Raw genomic sequence first — 17,798 nt, 5'->3', positions numbered from 1 at the left:
GTTCTAGATAGTGAAGATCGGTGAGGAGATTCGGGGATGTCGGAAAAAGAGCAAAAGAAAGCAACGATTTACGATTTATCGGTGGTGTCCGGCGCATCCCCGTCGACCGTCAGCGCTGTACTCAACGGCACCTGGCGTAAGCGGCGCATTTCCGAAGAAACCGCTGACAAAATCATGACGCTTGCAAAAGCGCACCGCTACACGGCGAACCTTCAGGCCCGTGGGCTGAGAAGCTCGCGCTCCGGCCTTACTGGGCTGCTCCTGCCCGTCTACGATACCCGCTTCTTCTCATCGATGGCACAGACGTTCGAAGCGAAAGCGCGCCAGCGTGGGCTGGTGCCCATGGTCGTTTCGGGACGACGCGACCCCGAGGAGGAACGGCAGACAGTCGAGTCGCTGATCGCATACTCCATCGATTCCCTCTTCGTTGCCGGCGCGACCGATCCAGACGGCGTTCATCAGGTCTGCCTGCGAGCAGGTGTGCCGCATGTGAACATCGACTTGCCGGGCAAATACGCCCCGTCGATTATCTCCGACAACCGGCAGGGGGCGGAGATGCTGACGAGCGCGATAATCCGGCATGCCGAGGGGATGGGGCCGCTTGCCCCCGAGGATGTATGCCTTTTCGGTGGGCGCGATGACCACGCAAGCCGCGACCGAGTACTCGGCTTCCACGCGGTGAAGCAATCAATTTTCGGCGATGACGTCCCGAAGGACGATATCGAGACCACCGGATATTCTCCGGGCATGACCGCCCTCGCCTTCGAGCGCTTCTATGAGAAACATGGCAGGCTGCCGCGCTGCTTCTTCGTAAACTCGTCGATTAATTTCGAGGGGCTCTTACGTTTCATGGGACGTCACGATGGCGAGGCCTTTGGCGACATTGTTGTGGGATGCTTCGACTACGATCCGTTCGGGTCGTTTCTTCCGTTCCCCGTTTACATGATCAAACCAAACGTCTCGGAAATGCTCGATCGAGGGTTTGATTTGCTGGGGGAAGATGCACTGCCCGAGATCATCATGATCGAGCCGCAACTCGTGCTGCCGCGTACGGCGCTTGAAGGGCCTCTCGACGCCATCAAAGACCCCACACCCGCTTGACGGCCTGCCGATCATTCGATCGTCTGCCGCCCTGAATTCACGAATTCAAGCTGAGATTTTGGTTCGCCTTCCACCGAAAACAAGGTGCCTCGTCTTACGCAGTCAAGTGGGCACGGGTGATTGGGCGGGATGGCATCGATGTTACATGGCGAAGACAGGGACACCCAATGTCGATGCTCCACTCGGTGTACCCATCCGTCGGCGGCGCGCCCGCCCTCGTCATCGATCAGCTTCCTCGCCTATCCTGGGAAAGAGTTGCAAAACATTTGAGCCACTCGTTTGCACCTCAGCGCCATTTTTCTGGCGAGCGGAGCTACGTTCGCCTGCACTCTGGATCGCCGAGACGAACCCCTGCCGTTGGCGGTAGTAGTCCGGTTTGGCAGGAAGGGTCAGGTCAAACTCCTCGAGCATCCGCTCGATGATGTCCATGGCCTCTGCCGCCAACCCCGCATACCCTTGCTGGCGTCGCTCGAAGAATCCATCATAGCCTGGGCCCGAAAGGTCCAGGCTGTCCAACGCATATGTGAGGTTCTTCACACGGTTCGAGAGCCACAGGATTTGTTCTGAAAGTTCGGCATTGAAAAGGGCCCAATTGACTTCCCTGGGAAGGACAAGCGTGGGCTCCGGAACGTGAAAAGTAAATTCGCCCTCGTCCATGGGATTGAATTCGGGCGTGTCGTGAACGGCCGCGTAGCTTGCTCCGACAAAGTCATCAAGCGCCAGTACCGTCATCATTGCGAGATTTCTTGCCTCGGCTTTCGGTCGCCGATCCAAACCGCTCTTCGCAAGTCGAATGATGGTCGGAACCAAAACGCCGACAGCTAAACTGCCAGCCCCGATGAACGCCCCCATTGCCATAATACCTTGGGCGGATTCGAAGAACTGCGTCAATATTCACCTCGTTGAGTGTGAGATGTGAGTTGCGTCAATAAGCTCGCGTAGACGGAATCAGCACTTTCACCTCCAGTTTGCCTTGAACCGAAGAAATAGGAAACCGCCTTGGTAGGAGCTTCGGTGAACGTCTAAGTGTCAGCATATCAAGTGAGGCTAAGCCCACTGGCTTTCAAGGGCCTATCTTCCGGGAATTGGCCAAAGCAAGATCGCTCTCCCTAGAGTACGAACGCTATTGAGGGCTTCGTTTTCATGCGCGGAGTCGTCGTTTGTGCTCCAGTCCTTAATCCTCTTCTTGCCCGGAGGCGGTATGCGGAATGAAATATGCCGGGAAACGTCGATCCAAGCCGACGATCGGCAGACCTCAAATTGGCGAGGAAGGTTCCAGCGGCGCTCGATACAAAAGCACCCGACCGCTTGGCATGAGTTGGGAGAGGAAATCGAGGTCGCGGACGTTGCCGGTCAACGCGCTCGCACCGAGCTGGCGCGCCTGCAGGAAAGCGAGGGAATCGTTGTTGAGCAGCGTTTCTTACAGATATTCGCTACGTGTTCCACAAATCTGGCCCCCACGTCATGGGACGTCATCAGTGTCACAACGTCAGCCAAAAAATTGAGATTTTTGTTTCAGAGGCCCTGCGGAAACCGAAGTGGCTCGACGCGCTCCTCGCGCAGAGCCGGGTCGCAGACCAGCGAGAGGGCGCAAACGCCAGCCTCGAGGGCAGCGTTGAGAAGGCTCTGCCGGAACTCCTCCGGGCTGACTTCCCCGATCAGCGCATCAGCGCAAGCCTTGACGGCTATGACGTAATCCTCGCCATCGTCGAGAGGCCAATCTTCTATGAGAACACGCGCCGCGTCGGTCAGGTTCCGGACGATCATTTGCGGCTGACTGTTGTGAAATTTTAGTCCGATCGGCGCAAAGGCCGAATATCTATTCGCTGCCATGCCTTCACCCAGTCCATTGAGAGCGTCATTATACACGACGAAAGCGCGCTTGTATTTCAATTAGTTAAAACAGCGTTAACGTGGCGAGAGTTGCTGATTGCCCCCGCAGAATCGCGGACACCGAAGGAACCCGACGGCCGCACCGTAAGCATTCCATCGTGGGGGGTCGATCGTATGCACGCGCTGACTTCTCAGGCGATCGCGTGTTGCCGGGCTTGCTGTAGGAGAGATATGAAATGGCGCTAAGAAGCCGGAATATGCCTCATCGCCGAGCGTCGCAGCATGTTGATTTGTGCATAGGCAGTTTGCGAAAGCGGCATTTGTCATCGCAGCCGAGCGGCAGTAAAGCACAGCCCATGTTGACGGCCTGCCGATACGTCAGTGTTTGCCGTCGGTAGCAACACACGGGCGCTCCCTGATCAGGTCGAGCGCCCGTTTTGTTTGAGCCGACTGGACGCTTCGCAGGTACTCGATCAACGAGGCATCAAGCGAGAAAAGGAGCGCGGCCCGTGGCCGCTGCAGGATTGGCGGCGTTCGCCGAAAGCGCGATGCGTAGGCGATCCCCCTCCGCATTGTCTGCTTGTCTCCTCCCCCCGCCGTTGCCCACGAGCTCGCGAAGCAGGAGCCCCGGGTCCTGCGCCGCAGGCTCACTTCACGGAAGAGAGGAGGTTATGACTGAGACAGAATAAACCAGAGCCCATCGCTGCCCGCTTGCTGCAGCGAGCGGCCGTTCAACATCATCAAACCTTCAGATAAGGTAATCCAAATACGTCCATCATAGTTCGCCTCCCACCGGACGTGTGCTGTGCTGAGCGCCGGCGGCACCACACCAACTGCCCCGATCTCGAAGATTGCATTGGCCCTGGCCCTTGTGGCAGAGACGAGAAACATCGTTGACAGCGCCATGGCGGTTTGTCGGGCCCACGCCGAGAGACCGCTCACCTGTGTCGACAACCATTTTAGAGCTGATGCCCACATGGACCCATTGATGACCGCCTCGATTTATACCGACTATGTTCATGATTTGAAGGCGACGCTGGACGACCTTTATGAACGGCCAGATCGATACCAGACCTTCGACCTTCACATCGAACTGGCGATGGGTGATGCCCTTCTCGTTTATCAGACAAGACGGCAAAAGGGGCAAACGGATACGATCGCCTATGCCCGAACGCCAAAAGGCAACACGCAGGTTTCGCCGGCCACTGCCTATCAGCGGGTTTCTGCCTTCTTAACGATGCAGAACCATATTGCTCTGACGGGCGAACCCATGATCGGCCTCAACGCGGAATATCCGCACGCTGTCATCAGCTTCGAGCACAGGGCCAAGGGCGCGCCATTCAAGAGTTCGATGAAGATGATCTTCGTCGGGGTCAATGACGCAGACGACGCCAGCCGTTATCGTGCAATAACGAAAGAACCCGCTGCCATCGTCACCACACGACCGCACCATTCGGTTGGGCTCTGGGAGTGGAAGTAAGCGCCAAGAAACGGTGCAACATATCCAAGCTCCGCACCGTGCCGCGCCTCCAAACCGCGTCTACTGCCAGCACAAGCTAGCGTGTAAAGAAATTCGATCAAGTCGCGGCGAGCGGTCGTAACCTCCTCATCTCCGTCGATACCAAAGCCAAGGCATCGAAGTTCCTTTCGCAATCGGGCCGCGGCCGGCTCTCGCCATATGCCGACCTCGCCGCTTCGCGCTTCCGATGCGTGGAAGATCTTCATATCCGGCGAGGCAGGCCATGGTGACCGACCAGGAAGGCGGTAAGCACTGACCGGCTCTCTTACCGCACGGCATCGCAGGGTGAGGACAACGGCGACTATCCCTTTTTGCGCCAGATCACCCAATCGCGACGGGCGCAAAATCCGGGCAAGTGATTACAGGCTTGTTCATCACAGCGTTCCGGCAGCCCATAAGTTCATTGTGCACCGGCCCATCTCTGACCTATACAGGCTGGACGATTGTCCGGAGGACCACATGGATTCCACAGGTAACATCACCCCCGACGACGTCGAAAAGCTCGCAGAGATGCCCCACTTGGCTGAAGCGCTCGAGGCCGAGCAATTCCGTCAGTTTCTGGACCACATTCCCTTCGGCGTCTGTGTATCAAGTCTCGACGGTGACGAGCTCATCATTTTTGCCAATCCTGTCTTCGAGCGATTGGTTGGTCTCGAAGCAGCAAAACTTCAAGGCCAGGGTTGGGATGCGATCAGTTCTGAAATAGCACATCAGTCCGACGGCCGTCCTCTGAGCGTAGCAGTTATCGGTGACGAAGAGTATCTCGGGCGGTTTACCGCACGGGTCGGCGAACAAGCGGTGAGTATCGATGCCTGGTCCAACAGGATTCTGGACGATGCGGACAAGCCAGTGTACCGGCTGGTCGCGTTGTCGGAAGTGATCGAGAGCGACCGCGACGAGCGAGCGGCGCTCGCCCAGGAGCTACTGGACAAGGACACCCTGCTGAAGGAACTCCAGCACCGCGTAAAAAACAATCTGCAAATGGTAACGGCGTTGATAAGGCTGGAGGCCCGCAACACGCAGAAGCAAGTCGTGCCAGAACAATTTGAAAGACTGGCCGGGCGCGTCGATGCCCTTGCACTTCTCTACCGCTCGCTGTCGGAGGACGAAAAGGGGGAGACGGTGGACCTTGGCGTCTATATCAGCCAAATCGCCTCCGCGGTCATGGCCGCCCATGCGACAGAAGGAATCCGGCTCAACCTGAAGGTCGACGCCTGGCCCGTCTCGATCAACGCGGCCATGCCCGCCGGTCTTGTGGTCAACGAACTGATGACAAATGCGCTGAAACACGCCTTCATCGGCAGGGAGTCGGGCGAGATTGCCGTTGAAAGCATTGTCGACGAGACAGGCTGCACGGTCACCGTCGCCGACAATGGAATCGGACTTCAGCCCGGAACGGTCTGGCCAAAACCGGGCAAGCTCAGTGCTTTGATCGTAAAATCCCTGGAGCAGAACGTGAAGGCAAAAGTCGTCATGGAGACCGCTTCGCAAGAGGGTGTGAGAGTGCGCCTGTTTTTTGCCCGGGACTTGGCGATGAACGCCTGAGAAGACGCGGCTGGCGGCTTGTCCACAGTTGCGCCTGAATGGCTATTTTTTTGGGATGGCCAAGGCAAACATAGGTCGTTCCACTTTCAAACGCCCTGCGGCCGCAAGATCACATGTCGATATCCGCAATACCTTGTCATGCGTGCCGACGGATGGTCCGGGGCTGGGCATCAGCGGCCAAAACGAGACTGGTCGGCGGTTCTACATCCTCGTTGCCGGCAACCACGGCAGAAATATATTGCAGTGCGTTCTTCATCCCGTTGATCGTGTAGGGTTTTTCGATTGCCCCGAGAGCCCCGACGAAATCTTCGGGAAGACGCTTGATGTTTCCACTCACGAACACGAACGGTATCTCTGCTTCCGCGAGGCGCCGCCCCACGTCTATTCCAGTGGGGCCGTCCATGAGATGGATGTCGACAAACGCGAAATCCGGGATCGAAACAGCCAGAAGATCACGAGCCTGATCGCTGTTCATCGCAACGCCAATCACGTCGTGCCCCTCCGTTTCCACTTCATTTTCCAGTTCCATGGCAAGCAGCATCTCGTCCTCGACGATCATCACCCTCATTTTTTATTCTCCTGATGGTCGTCGACAAGTAATGTCACATCGACAATGGTTTTACGGCCCTCGTTGCTTCGCACGATGTGAGCGCCAAGCTGTTGCGCCGAAGCTTCCAGAAGCAGCCGACCATAGTCCGCGCTTTCCGGGTCGGGCTGGACGGGTTCGGCAATATCCTCCACACGGATGCGGAAATGCCCGTTAAGCCGCTTGATCACAACATGGATTTCACCACCGCCGTCGCTCAAGCCGCGTCTGACCGCATCGCCTACCAATTCATTGACGATCAGCGAAAGAGGTGTCGCCTTGACGGCCGGCACATACAGCGGCTGCAGGTCTAGGGTCAGATGAATATCGTCTCGTCCGAGCGCGCCGATGAGATCGGTGACGAGCTCACGGGCAAAATCGGAGACGTCAAATCTCGATATATCGTCAAGTGTGAACAGCTTGCGATGAACCGTGCTGAGCGCTTCCACCCGATTGAGGAGGGCCATTAGGGTTCGTCTCCGGCCCTCGTCTTTCGTTGTCCGGGCCTGCAGCTTAACGATCGAAGCCATCGTCAAAAGGTTGTTTTTTACCCGATGATCAACTTCATGGACGAGAAGTGTCTTTGCGGCGAGCGCGGCTTTAAGATCTGCGGTGTTCTTGGCTACCTCTTGCTCTGCCTGATGCCGGGCTGCTGCCAATTCGGCCTCGCGGCTCTTCACATCGGTGAAGTCGAGCTGCGAGGCAAAGTAATAGACGATCCGACCCTCATCGTCCCAAACGGGGCTAATGAAGAGAGCGTTCCAGAACGTGCTTCCGTCCTTGCGATAGTTTAGGATGTCGACCGCAACGTCTCGACCTTCACCGACCGCCTCTCTGATGCGCGTCACCGTTGTCTTGTCTGTCTCAGGTCCCTGCAGAAGCCTGCAGTTGCTTCCAACCAATTCTTCTCTCGAGTAGCCGGTGAGCCGCTCAAAGGCGCTATTGCTAAATATGATGGGGTTATCACCCTGGTTGGGATCTGTAACGATCATCGGCATACGCGTCGCTTTAAAAGCAGCCGCGAACGGATCTTCTCGGACATGGCCCGCGACAAGCCTGTCGCCGGCGCTTTGAGCGTCGGTAAGGTATTGATCCTTTTGCCGCATAAGCCTCTCGCACAAATTATGCAGGACCTAACGCTGTATTGAAGGTCTGGTTCCGATGGATGAGGCGCTGCTGCGTGTCGACTGCCGTCCCTTCCCTCGGGCATAGGCGCCTTCAATGCGAGTGGATTTCCCCCTGTTGAATAGGTGTGCGGAAAACTCCTGCTGATCGCGATAGAACGCAAAGTGGCCCTGGCCGTTGCAGCGCTGTCGCCGCATCGTCCTTCGACTTGTCCGGGATTATCCGGTGCTGACCGCCTCCAGTGCTTTCTTCAGCTCTTCCAATCCGTGCGGCTTGGGGAGCAAGGCGGTTCGCGTGCTGTCTGGCATTTCTGGCCCGTGGCTCGCGCCCGTCGCGAAGACAATGCCGATGTCGGGCCATCTGGTCCTGACGTAGCGGCAGAACTCCTCGCCAGACATTCCCGGCAGGCCGAGGTCGGTGATCAGAATATCTGTACCGCCCTCCGCGATCAAAGGTAGCGCTTCCTCTGCAGAACCTGCTTCCAGGACGTCGCAGCCAAGGTCGGCGAGCATGTCGGCAGTCGCCATTCGGATCAGCATATCGTCTTCAACGAGCAGGACGCGCCTTTGCCTTTTTTCCCGCGTTGCCGGCTCCGGGACTTTTCTTTTCGGATTGGGTCTGCCACCAGCAGATGTTGTCCCTCTTTCCATCTCAAGAACCTGGCGGATCTTTCGTGCGAGCGCCTCGCGCGTGTATGGCTTCGAAAGCAGCTGTACGCCTGGGTCAAGCCTGCCGCCGTGAACGATGGAATTCTCCGTATAGCCGGAGGTGAACAACACGGCGATGCCCGGGAGCCGTTCCTTTGCTTTCCTGGTCATCTCGCTGCTCTTGAGCGGCCCGGGCATGACGACATCGGTAAACAGCATGTCAATATGGATGCCGCTTTCGATGATGTTCAGCGCAGCAGTCGCGTCCGGCGCCTTCAAGACCCGGTAGCCCAGCTCTTGCAGCATCTCGACCACTGTTGTCCGCACGCCCTCGTCGTCTTCGGCGACAAGGACCGTTTCCGGGCCGCCTTCGACGGGAATGTCGTTCGTTGAGACCTCAAGATCTTCTTGCTGCATGGAACGAGGAAGATACATCTTCACCGTCGTGCCCTGACCAAGTTCGCTGTAGATCTTCACGTGCCCGCCGCTCTGCTTGACGAAACCGTAGACCATGGAAAGGCCAAGGCCGGTGCCTTTGCCTTCCGGCTTCGTCGAGAAGAATGGTTCGAACACCTTCTCGATCAGTTCGGGCGCCATGCCCATTCCGGTGTCGGTGACGGCGACGACGACATATTGTCCGGGCTCGACCTCCTGGTGCTGCCGCGCGTAGGCATCGTCGATATAGGCATTGCCCGCTTCGATGGTCAGCTTTCCGAAACCGTCCATTGCGTCGCGCGCGTTGATGGCGAGATTAAGAAGGGCGTTCTCGATTTGCATCGGGTCGACCAGCGTATTCCACAGGCCCCCCGTAACGATGGTCTCGACCTCAATCCCCTCGCCGATGGTCCGGCGCAGCATCTCGTCCATCCCGCGGATCAGCCGGCCAGCATTGACGACCCGCGGATCGAGCGCCTGCCGGCGGCCGAAGGCGAGCAGTTGCGATGCGAGCTTGGATCCGCGATCGACGCCCGCGAGCGCGTTGGTGATCTTACGCTGCGCCCGTTCGTTTCCGACGACGTCCTTGCCAAGCAACTGCAGATTGCCTGCAATCACCTGCAGCAGATTGTTGAAGTCGTGGGCGACACCGCCGGTCAGATTTCCGATCGCCTCCATCTTCTGCGCTTGCTGAAGCGCCAATTCGGTCCGGCGCAGGTTGGCGGCAGCCTCCCGCTCTTCGGTTACATCGCGGCCAACCGCATGAATGAACGCCTCATCCGGCACGGCCGTCCAGGAAATGAGCCGGTAGCCTCCATCCCGCTTCTGATAACGGTTCTCGAAGGAGAACGTCGTCGCACCGCTGCCGAGCCTAGCGACTTGCGAAAGCGTGGCTGCCCGGTCGTCTGGATGAACAAAGTCCATGAACGAACGCCCGACCAGTTCGTCCTCGTCCCAACCGAAGATACTCTTCCACGCCGGATTGACGGCGGTGATGTTTGCCTGGAAATCGGCAACGAGCATGATATCCGTCGACAGCCGCCACATGCGGTCGCGATCGGCGGTCCGCTCCGCCACCCGTTGCTCCAAGGTCTCGTTTAAGGCTTCGAGCTTGGCGCGCGTCTCGCGCTGTTCCTCGATGTCCGTATTGGTTCCGATCCAGCGCACGACTTTACCCTCGTCGTCCTTGGTCGGAACAGCCCGGGCGATGTGCCAGCGGTACCGCCCGTCTGCCCGCCGCAGCCGGAACTCCGTTTCATAGGGCTGATCGGCATCAAGAGCGGCCTGCCAACGCTCAGCTACGCCGGCACGGTCGTCCGGATGGACGATGTCGGTCCAACGGTTGTTATCGAGATCACCTTCGTGAACCCCGGAATATTCGTAGACACGCCCGTTGAACCAGTCGAGTTCTCCGTCAGGTTTGGCGGTCCAGACGTGATTGGGGATCGCCTGTGCCAGCGCCTTGAACCGCGCTTCGCTTTCCCGCAGCTCCCGCTCGGCCCGGCGCCGGTCGGTCACATCCTGAACGACTCCGACAAACCGGATCGGATTGCCGTCGCTGTCGGTCTCGAACTCGCCACGCCGGGCAATAAAGCGCTTGCGCCCATTGTCGGCGCGACGGATGCGGTACTCGACGTTCAACGGCGATGTTCCCGTGGAACGGGTGCGCGTGTTAGACCCTATCTCGCGGTCCTCCTCAACCACGAGTTCTTCCACCCGTTCGATGGAGATCTCATCGTCCTCCGGAAGCCCGTAGATCTTGCAGAATTCAGGCGTCGGATTGAGCAGATTGGTGGTGAGGTCAAGCGAGAAAACGCCGACACGACCTGCTTCCTGCGCGCGCCGAAGCCGAGCTTCAGCTTCCTTGAGCGCTTGTGCAGCGAGGTGCTCCTCGGTCCTGTCGCGCAGCACCTTGACCAGCCCGACCGGCTTTCCCTCGGGGTCTCGAAGAGGACTGATCTCGCCGTTCGCCCAGAAGCGTGCGCCAGACTTGCGCATGTGCCATCGTTCGTGGTGGGCGGTCCCAAGCTCGAGCGCAGCGTCCATTGCCTCGCGTGCCCGGTCGGATGCACGATCCTCCGGCGTGAACAGCATCTCCCAATGAATGCCGACAACCTCGTCTTCCGTCCAGCCGAAGATCCGTCGTGCACCCTCGTTCCAGCGCAGGATGCGGCCGTTCAAATCAAGCGCCAGGATCGCGTAGTCGACCGCCCCGTCGAGGACCTGACGGGTCTCGCGTTCGCTTGCCTTCAGTGCCTCCTCCGCAGCGACGCGGTCCGACACATCCGAGCCCTGCGCGAAGATGCCGACGACCTCTCTATCGGTGCTCAAGATCGGCTGATAGACTAGGTCGACATATTTCCGCTCTACGGGTGCGTCGGCAGACAGCTGAAAGTCGACCGCAAGCGCCTTGCCCTCATAGGCGATGCCTGTCCGATAGACCTCGTCGAGCCGCTCGAAATAGCCTTGCCCGCGAAGATCAGGCAGTGCATCGCGCACGGACATCCCCACCACATCGCGATGTCCGATCAGTTGCCTGTATGCTGCATTCGTCAGTTCGAAGACGTGGTCCGGGCCATGCATCAAGGCAACGAAGCCGGGAGCCTGCGCGAACATCTGACGCAGGCGCTCCTGCTCCCCGTTGCGCCACCGCTGCGCCTCCACCTTGGCGGTTGTCTCGACCACGATTGCCATCACGCCGCATGGTTTGCCATCCTCCCCGATGATCGGCGAGTAGTCGAGGTTCATGAACACCTGTTCGGGATTGCCCGATCGATGAAGGGTCAGTTCCTGATCCTGGTAGGCCAACGTCTTGCCAGAAAGGCCGACTTTCATCACGTTATCGTTGAAGTCGGCGACTTCAGGCCACCCCTCCCGCACCTTGGAACCGAGAAGTTGCGGATGACGGGCGCCGGCGAAGACCGAGTAAGCGTCGTTGTATATCATGATCCCGTCGTCACCCCAGAGCGTCACGATTGGCACGGGCGACTGCAGGATCGTCGTCGTCGTCATCTTGACGATCTGCGGCCATTTTGCCGGAGGACCGAGCGATGTCCTCGTCCAGTCGAAGTTCCGGATCTGGGTGGCTAGCTCGCCGTCGTGAGCGAGAAAGTCGAATGGTTGGGATGTCATGGAATCCGGTTCATTGATGGTCCGGCCTATGTAGGGCACCGGTCCGATTACGGAAAGCTCCGGCAGATGAGTTTCCTTTAGGAGTTCAGAGCGTTGTTGAGGTCATGCAATCCAACCATCAGCATCATGGGTCGGCGGCGAAAGCAGGAAGCCGACCGCTTCATAGAAGGCTCGTGCGTCATCGGAAATCACATGTACGACTACGCCGCGAATTCCAAGGATGTCAGCGGCATTGAGCAGGCGTAAGCCCGCGTCGCGCACGAGCGCCCTACCGATACTGCACCCCCTGGCGTTAAGTCATTGAAAAATGATTCGTTTTAACTCGGAACAATTCGCTGCCGAATCACTTGAATCGTTTGAGTTGCGTCCGGAGTGTCGATGTCATGGCGGGTTCAAGAGCCAATTGGAAGCGCTACAGGTTCGGAGAGGTTTCCTGTCCGATGGCGCTCTATACCGCCGCATCGTCCTCCGAATGGATCGCGGTCAATACGCTGAACCGCAAGACCGGCAACAGGGTCAATCGCGAGTTCATCGACAGCGAGACGGGCGATCCCGTCGAGCGTGAGGATCAGGTCAAAGGGTATGAAGTCGAGAACGGCCGATATGTCGTGACATCGGGGCGAGTGACAAGGCGTTCTGGATTGCGGTCGAGATCGACGGCGCCGTATTCGTTGGCGACCTCGCGGGCCCGATCACCATCCGTGTCGCACAGACCAGAAGACGCGCTCCGTCTTCTGTCACGATCTTCGCGTGATGCCCGCCCATCAAGGCAATCACTGAAACCTCGCCAGAATGTGAACTACTATTAACTTGAAACACAACAGGCAAAACGCTTTATCCGAGCAATGAATTCGAAGCACTTCATCTGGACAATGAGCATCGCGGCTTTGACGGCATGCTCACATATCGAGCCGCTTGAGACGCCCCTCGCCCAGTCAGCAATCTCGCACCAGGCGCTTTTGACCGATCAAGCGGTGATCGCAGACACAGTCGGTCGCGGTGCTGTCGGTGCAACTGCGCTCGCTTGGGCCAACCCATCCACAGGCAGCGCGGGCGTTATCGAACAAATCGATGCCGGTAACGATGGACCGGACGGATGTCGCGGTTTTGTAACCAGTCGGCAATCACTCGACGGCATGACGCGCGTCGACGGCGTAGCCTGCCCGTCTGGGGATAGTTGGAAACTGGGCGGGCAATAGGGTATCCTACTCCTACCCTAGCGCCTTGAATTATATCCGCTAGAATCGCAGCGGTGGTATCTTCGCTTGATTGCGAGGTGACCTGGCTCGGTGAGGGAGACTAAATGACTTCATCGCCCCCGAAGTGAAGGATCGCGTCATGTTGAATTCCAAAACATTATTCGTGGCTTCGTCTCTGACGGCATTGGCGATTGCAGCCTCCGCCTCCGGGCAAATGCCTCCGCAGCAGCCGAACTCAAGGGCCTTTAAAATTGGTTCCCTCGATTTGGTTTCCTTGCACGACGCCCAGTTCGTACTGCCGAACGACGGCAAGATCTTCGGTGTCGGCCACTCCACAGCGGAAATTGGTGAACTACTAAAGGCAGCGGGTGCGCCCACCGATACCGTCACGCTGAGCGTGGATGCGTTGTTGGTGAAAGAGCCAAAGCACGTGATCCTGATCGATACTGGGGTCGGCGGAGCGCTCCAGCAGTCCCTCGCTCAGGCAGGCACCAAGCCGGAAGAAGTTACCGACATTCTGATAACCCATTCGCATCCAGACCACATCGGCGGTCTTGTTAAGGACGGGAAGCTGGCCTTCCCCAAGGCAACGATCCGCATGTCCTCGGCGGAATGGGCATTCGCCAAGAAGAACGCCCAGCTTGCGGACATCGTCAAGGTGATCGACGATAACGTGAAGACCTTCGAGCCGGGCGTGAAGGTTGTGCCACAAATAACTTCGGTCAGCTTAATGGGCCACACACCGGGCCATGTCGGCTATGAAATCGTATCCGGCAAGGGGAAGCTACTGGACATCGGAGACACGGTTCACAGCTCGATCATCTCGCTTGTAGAACCGGAATGGCCAGTTGGGTTCGACAATGACGAAAAAGGCGGCGAGAAGAACCGCATCGACACCTTGAAGAAACTAGCGAAGGACAACGAACTTGTATTCACGCCGCACTTTCCCTTCCCGGGCGTGGGTCGCATCGCAGCCGACGGCGATCACTTCTCGTGGGAGCCGAGCCTCCCGGCAGCGAAGTAACTCGGAATTGGGGGCTTGAACTGGATCGCGATCGCCAGCAATCAAGCCTCATCCCGGAACGCGTTAAGTGGCGAGCGTTGACTTCAGACCTGAATGCGACTGGCCATCTCGGACACGTTCGACGGCTGAGGAAAGGATGGGTCACCTCTCTTCCGTCAACGCGTTCGGATCGACGGCGCGGATCAGGCAGTCTTCGTGGGAATTCTGGAACGGATGTCCTTGGGAGTGAATGTAACGTCCCGGAGGCAGCGAACCGGTGGCTTCAAGTGTCTTCTCGCTCGCCCCCGATGCGTCCCCATTTCGAGCCTTGGACGCTTCGTACGCATGCTCGACCGCGCCTTCCGGATGATCATTTTTTCGGGCTTTGGGATTCGTATGTAACGGGTTTCTACTTCGGTCATCGCGAACCCCGCGTTACCCTGTCTACCCGAATGAACGAACCGCCTGGATAGTCGGGTGCTGGGGCACAACGAAGATGTTCCCCCTTCCCTTTCTTTTCGCGGCGTATAGGGCCTCGTCTGCCCTCCGAAGCGCGCTAGCGCAGCTTTCGGCATTGTTTTCGGCCACATCCGCCAATCCGAACGACGCTCCGATTGTCACTTGCCCGCATGCAAGACTGTACGGGGCCGACAGGCTGGATGACAGGGTGCGGCACGAACGAACAGCCTCCTTTTCTGAAACGGACGGCATCAGGATCGCGAACTCGTCCCCACCCAAACGGAAAACCAAATCGCCTTCGCGGGAGCCCGTTTCGAGACGCCTGGATACCTCTCTCAGCAACTCGTCGCCGGCCGCATGACCGTGTCGATCATTGACGAGTTTGAAGCCATCCAAATCGAGACACACCACCGATAATCGACCGGACCCGGACAGCCGCGCAAACTCCGTGTCGATGAGCGAACGGTTGGCAAGACCGGTCAGGAAGTCGTGGGTGGCGGCATGGCGCATTTGCCGTTCCGCATCAAGCAGCGAGGCCACGGTTCGACGTGACGACCAGACAGCGGCTGCACCACCTATAACGAGCACGACCGCGACGGTGGCGACAAGCGGTAGTGATTGTAGGAGAAGGTCACGTGCAGGGGTTGGCGAGCGCCATGACAGGACTTCGGTCCGGCCGTCTTCCCCCACCGCGATCTCTACGCGCGAGCGGTCAGGCGCGACCGAGCCGAGTGGCCCCACTGCGGCGGCGTCCAGAAGAAACCGGTCTCCGAGAAACGCTTGCAGGCTCCCAGCGATGGGAACGGCAGAAACAAGGACGGGCGCTCGGCTTCCGCGCGGCGTCGACGTCTTGAAATCCGGCTGGAAGAGGCTCGCAGTAAGGAGAACAGCGTCGGACCCCAGCACCTCGATCTTGCTGAAAGCAATGGGATCTGGAATACCAGCCTTTTTCGGTGCCTTTTCCTCCGCTCGCACCTTATCCACGAGGGCGCGCGCGCCAGTCACCACGGATTTGGATCCACGGGCGAAAAACGGCCTTTCAGCAACCTCGTCGGCGATTTTCGAGTAGATGATACGATCCTCTGGATCGAGAATGGCGGCAAATCGCGTCCGGGATGTTCCGATCAGGGAGGCGCCAATGTTGCGGTCCGCCCACTCTGCGTCGAAGCTGTTGTCGATCCTCGCGATCGACTCGTCCCAGATCGTCCAGGCTGTCAGGGCAAACTCAACGTCGGAAACCCAAATCGAGATGTTTCGTTTGACGAGCGTTTCCTCGCGATTTCTAATCTTCGMGTCGAGTTGGGCCACTCCGAAATACGGTATGGCCGCAAGCCCTGCGATCAGCAGAGCAATCGCGATTATCGCGGGACCGACCAGCTTGAAATGTGTGAAGCGTGTAGCCACGGCCATCTTTCTCTCTATGCGTGGCGCACACCGTTGCGTCTTCGCGTTACTTCCGCGTTATCGACAATACGCAATCTGCCTGAGCGGTTAACACGCCATGTATATTGCCCAAGGTTGGGACAACGAGGGTTTAGTACCACGCGACGGATCAGCGTAATTGCCTCTCTGGCTTGATCCTCCTAAGCGAAAAGTGTGGTCCCAAACTGCGTACAGCGACCGTCGGGTCTTCTTGAAGCTTCACGTTTCGACATGATCCGTCACTTTAAATGACTTTCCATCGAGAACGGTTGTGTTCAATTACCCATTATCGACTATTGGAGCGGTTACTCGACATGGAAAAACCGATTGCACTGGAGAGCATCTCCGAAAACACGGTGTTTCGAAAGGGCGACGTCTTCGTTCTCTTCGGCGAATTGTTCGGTCGCGGTTACGCGACCGGCCTTCTCGATCAAGCGCGGAAAGCCGGGATGCAAATCGTTGGGATTACGGTCGGGCGGCGCGACGAAAAGAATGCCCTTCGGCCCCTGACCGACGATGAACTCGGCGAAGCGGAAGCAAGGCTCGGCGGAACAATCATAAACGTTCCGCTGATGGCTGGCTTCGATCTCGATGCGCCTGCGAATGGTCCCACGCCTACCGACCTCCTGGCTGGGCTCACTTTGGAAAGCTGGGAGAGTGAAAAGCTCGACTGGGAATACATCGCAAAATGCCAGGACGTAGCTACCACACGGTTCACAAAGTCACTGTCGCAGGTCATGGCCACCCTCGACGGCATGGTAGCTGACGGGCGCAACGTCTTCTTTGCCCATACGATGGCCGGAGGCATTCCCAAGGCAAAAGTCTTCCTGGTCGTCGCCAATAGAATCTACAAGGGAACGGGTCCCCGGCACATGTCGTCGCAAGCCCTGGTCGAAAGCGATATGGGCAAACTGATCCTTCGCAATTTCGACGAGGTGTCGGCAAACACCTTCCGCCATCTTATCGATTTCAGCGCAGCAATCCGGGAACGCATTGAATCCTCGGGCGGCCAGGTCAGGTACACGGCATATGGTTATCACGGCACGGGTATCCTCATCGACGGAGAATACCGGTGGCAGACATACACAAACTACACTCAGGGCTACGCCAAGATGCGCCTCGAAGGCATTGCGGAGGATGCATGGGCGATGGGCGTGAAGGCGAGCGTCTACAACTGTCCCGAGATTCGGACCAATTCATCCGACGTGTTCACCGGCATTGAACTGCCTCTGATTCCCATACTGCTTGCACTGAAGAAGGAACACGGCGGCGAATGGGCAGCTGAACAATGGCAGAAGTGCCAAGAGCTTTTGTCGGATGGTTTCACTTTAGATGACGTAGTTCGCAAGATCAGCGAGTTGCAGGCGAGCGAAGTCATGACTCCGTTCTATAATTTCTCCGCTTGGCCGATGCCTAATAACCAGGCACAGGCCGATCTGACGATCGGGACGTCGAACGAGATCACCTCAATGCACCGTGACAGCAAGGTCATGATCAGCGATCTCCTGAGCGCGTTGGTCGTGGAAGCGACCGGACAATTGATTTTCGGTGCATCGTCTTCACCTTCCGGCCCAGTGCGGTGGCTTAACCACGACATCGTGGCCCGCCGCCTCAACGCTTCTCACGGAGAATACGAGACGGCATCGAAAGTGAAAACACGGCAGTTGCACGATGACGCTGCATCAAGGCGGGAAATTGCCTAACTGTTAAATGACCATTTGAAGTCGGGTGGCTGCCCGAGCCAAATTGCCGGCACGGTTATCCACAATGGCTTCCTTTCCCTTTATCCATA

General features: G+C 57.9%; 12 protein-coding genes and 1 pseudogene. 7 read left to right on the top strand and 6 right to left on the bottom strand.

The genetic code is table 11. The annotated features are described in order from the left end of the window. Positions 1-36: 36 nt before the first annotated feature. Complete coding sequence (locus tag AC1D35_RS26345; protein WP_113298874.1) at positions 37-1,101, top strand: LacI family DNA-binding transcriptional regulator; 1,065 nt, start codon at positions 37-39, stop codon at positions 1,099-1,101. 219 nt (positions 1,102-1,320) lie between these two features. On the opposite strand, the gene AC1D35_RS26340 is transcribed toward AC1D35_RS26345, so the two are convergent. Together AC1D35_RS26340 and AC1D35_RS26335 are read right to left on the bottom strand one after the other, a co-directional pair. Further along, positions 1,321-1,992: a hypothetical protein gene (locus tag AC1D35_RS26340; protein ID WP_477940826.1), complete on the bottom strand. Its 672-nt coding sequence runs from the start codon at positions 1,990-1,992 to the stop codon at positions 1,321-1,323. A gap of 624 nt (positions 1,993-2,616) precedes the next feature. Further along, entirely contained in the window at positions 2,617-2,934 is a 318-nt protein-coding gene (locus tag AC1D35_RS26335; protein WP_113311816.1) for a DUF982 domain-containing protein, read from the bottom strand. Positions 2,935-3,739: 805 nt separating this feature from the next. Here AC1D35_RS26335 and AC1D35_RS26330 point away from each other — a divergent pair. Next, positions 3,740-4,414, top strand: a complete 675-nt coding sequence (locus AC1D35_RS26330; protein ID WP_477855380.1) for a hypothetical protein — start codon at positions 3,740-3,742, stop codon at positions 4,412-4,414. 498 nt (positions 4,415-4,912) lie between these two features. Beyond that, positions 4,913-5,998 (top strand): sensor histidine kinase, encoded by a 1,086-nt coding sequence (locus AC1D35_RS26325; protein WP_477855381.1) that lies wholly within the window; start codon positions 4,913-4,915, stop codon positions 5,996-5,998. Positions 5,999-6,134: 136 nt separating this feature from the next. Here the strand turns inward: AC1D35_RS26325 and AC1D35_RS26320 are convergent, their stop codons facing one another. From AC1D35_RS26320 to AC1D35_RS26310, 3 genes are all read right to left on the bottom strand, one after another. After that, on the bottom strand, positions 6,135-6,566 hold the full coding sequence (locus AC1D35_RS26320; RefSeq protein WP_477855382.1) for a response regulator: 432 nt from the start codon (positions 6,564-6,566) through the stop codon (positions 6,135-6,137). Next, complete coding sequence (locus tag AC1D35_RS26315; RefSeq protein WP_113298881.1) at positions 6,563-7,690, bottom strand: PAS domain-containing protein; 1,128 nt, start codon at positions 7,688-7,690, stop codon at positions 6,563-6,565. The genes AC1D35_RS26320 and AC1D35_RS26315 overlap by 4 nt, the downstream gene beginning before the upstream one ends. A 237-nt stretch (positions 7,691-7,927) precedes the next feature. Beyond that, entirely contained in the window at positions 7,928-11,923 is a 3,996-nt protein-coding gene (locus AC1D35_RS26310; RefSeq protein WP_477940823.1) for a hybrid sensor histidine kinase/response regulator, read from the bottom strand. Positions 11,924-12,306: 383 nt separating this feature from the next. Between AC1D35_RS26310 and AC1D35_RS26305 the strand changes: the two are divergent. From AC1D35_RS26305 to AC1D35_RS26295, 3 genes and pseudogenes are all read left to right on the top strand, one after another. Next, positions 12,307-12,534: pseudogene (locus AC1D35_RS26305) on the top strand (Ku protein); the annotation flags it as partial. Between the two features lie 234 nt (positions 12,535-12,768). Next, the gene (locus AC1D35_RS26300) at positions 12,769-13,122 is read left to right on the top strand and encodes an RT0821/Lpp0805 family surface protein (protein ID WP_113311823.1); all 354 of its coding nucleotides are present in this window, start codon (positions 12,769-12,771) and stop codon (positions 13,120-13,122) included. Positions 13,123-13,261: 139 nt separating this feature from the next. Beyond that, positions 13,262-14,146, top strand: a complete 885-nt coding sequence (locus AC1D35_RS26295) for an MBL fold metallo-hydrolase (RefSeq protein WP_477940821.1) — start codon at positions 13,262-13,264, stop codon at positions 14,144-14,146. Between the two features lie 423 nt (positions 14,147-14,569). Here the strand turns inward: AC1D35_RS26295 and AC1D35_RS26290 are convergent, their stop codons facing one another. Further along, a complete protein-coding gene (locus AC1D35_RS26290) occupies positions 14,570-15,994 on the bottom strand; it encodes a sensor domain-containing diguanylate cyclase (RefSeq protein WP_477940819.1) in 1,425 nt (474 codons plus the stop codon). Positions 15,995-16,320: 326 nt separating this feature from the next. On the opposite strand from AC1D35_RS26290, the gene AC1D35_RS26285 reads away from it, so the two are divergent. Next, complete coding sequence (locus AC1D35_RS26285) at positions 16,321-17,709, top strand: enoyl ACP reductase FabMG family protein (protein ID WP_477940817.1); 1,389 nt, start codon at positions 16,321-16,323, stop codon at positions 17,707-17,709. The last annotated feature ends 89 nt before the right edge of the window (positions 17,710-17,798 follow it).

This window comes from Rhizobium sp. P1_E6 (assembly GCF_056405875.1).
The sequence above is the reverse complement of the archived record's forward strand: the minus strand, read 5'-3'. Positions and strand labels throughout refer to the sequence as shown.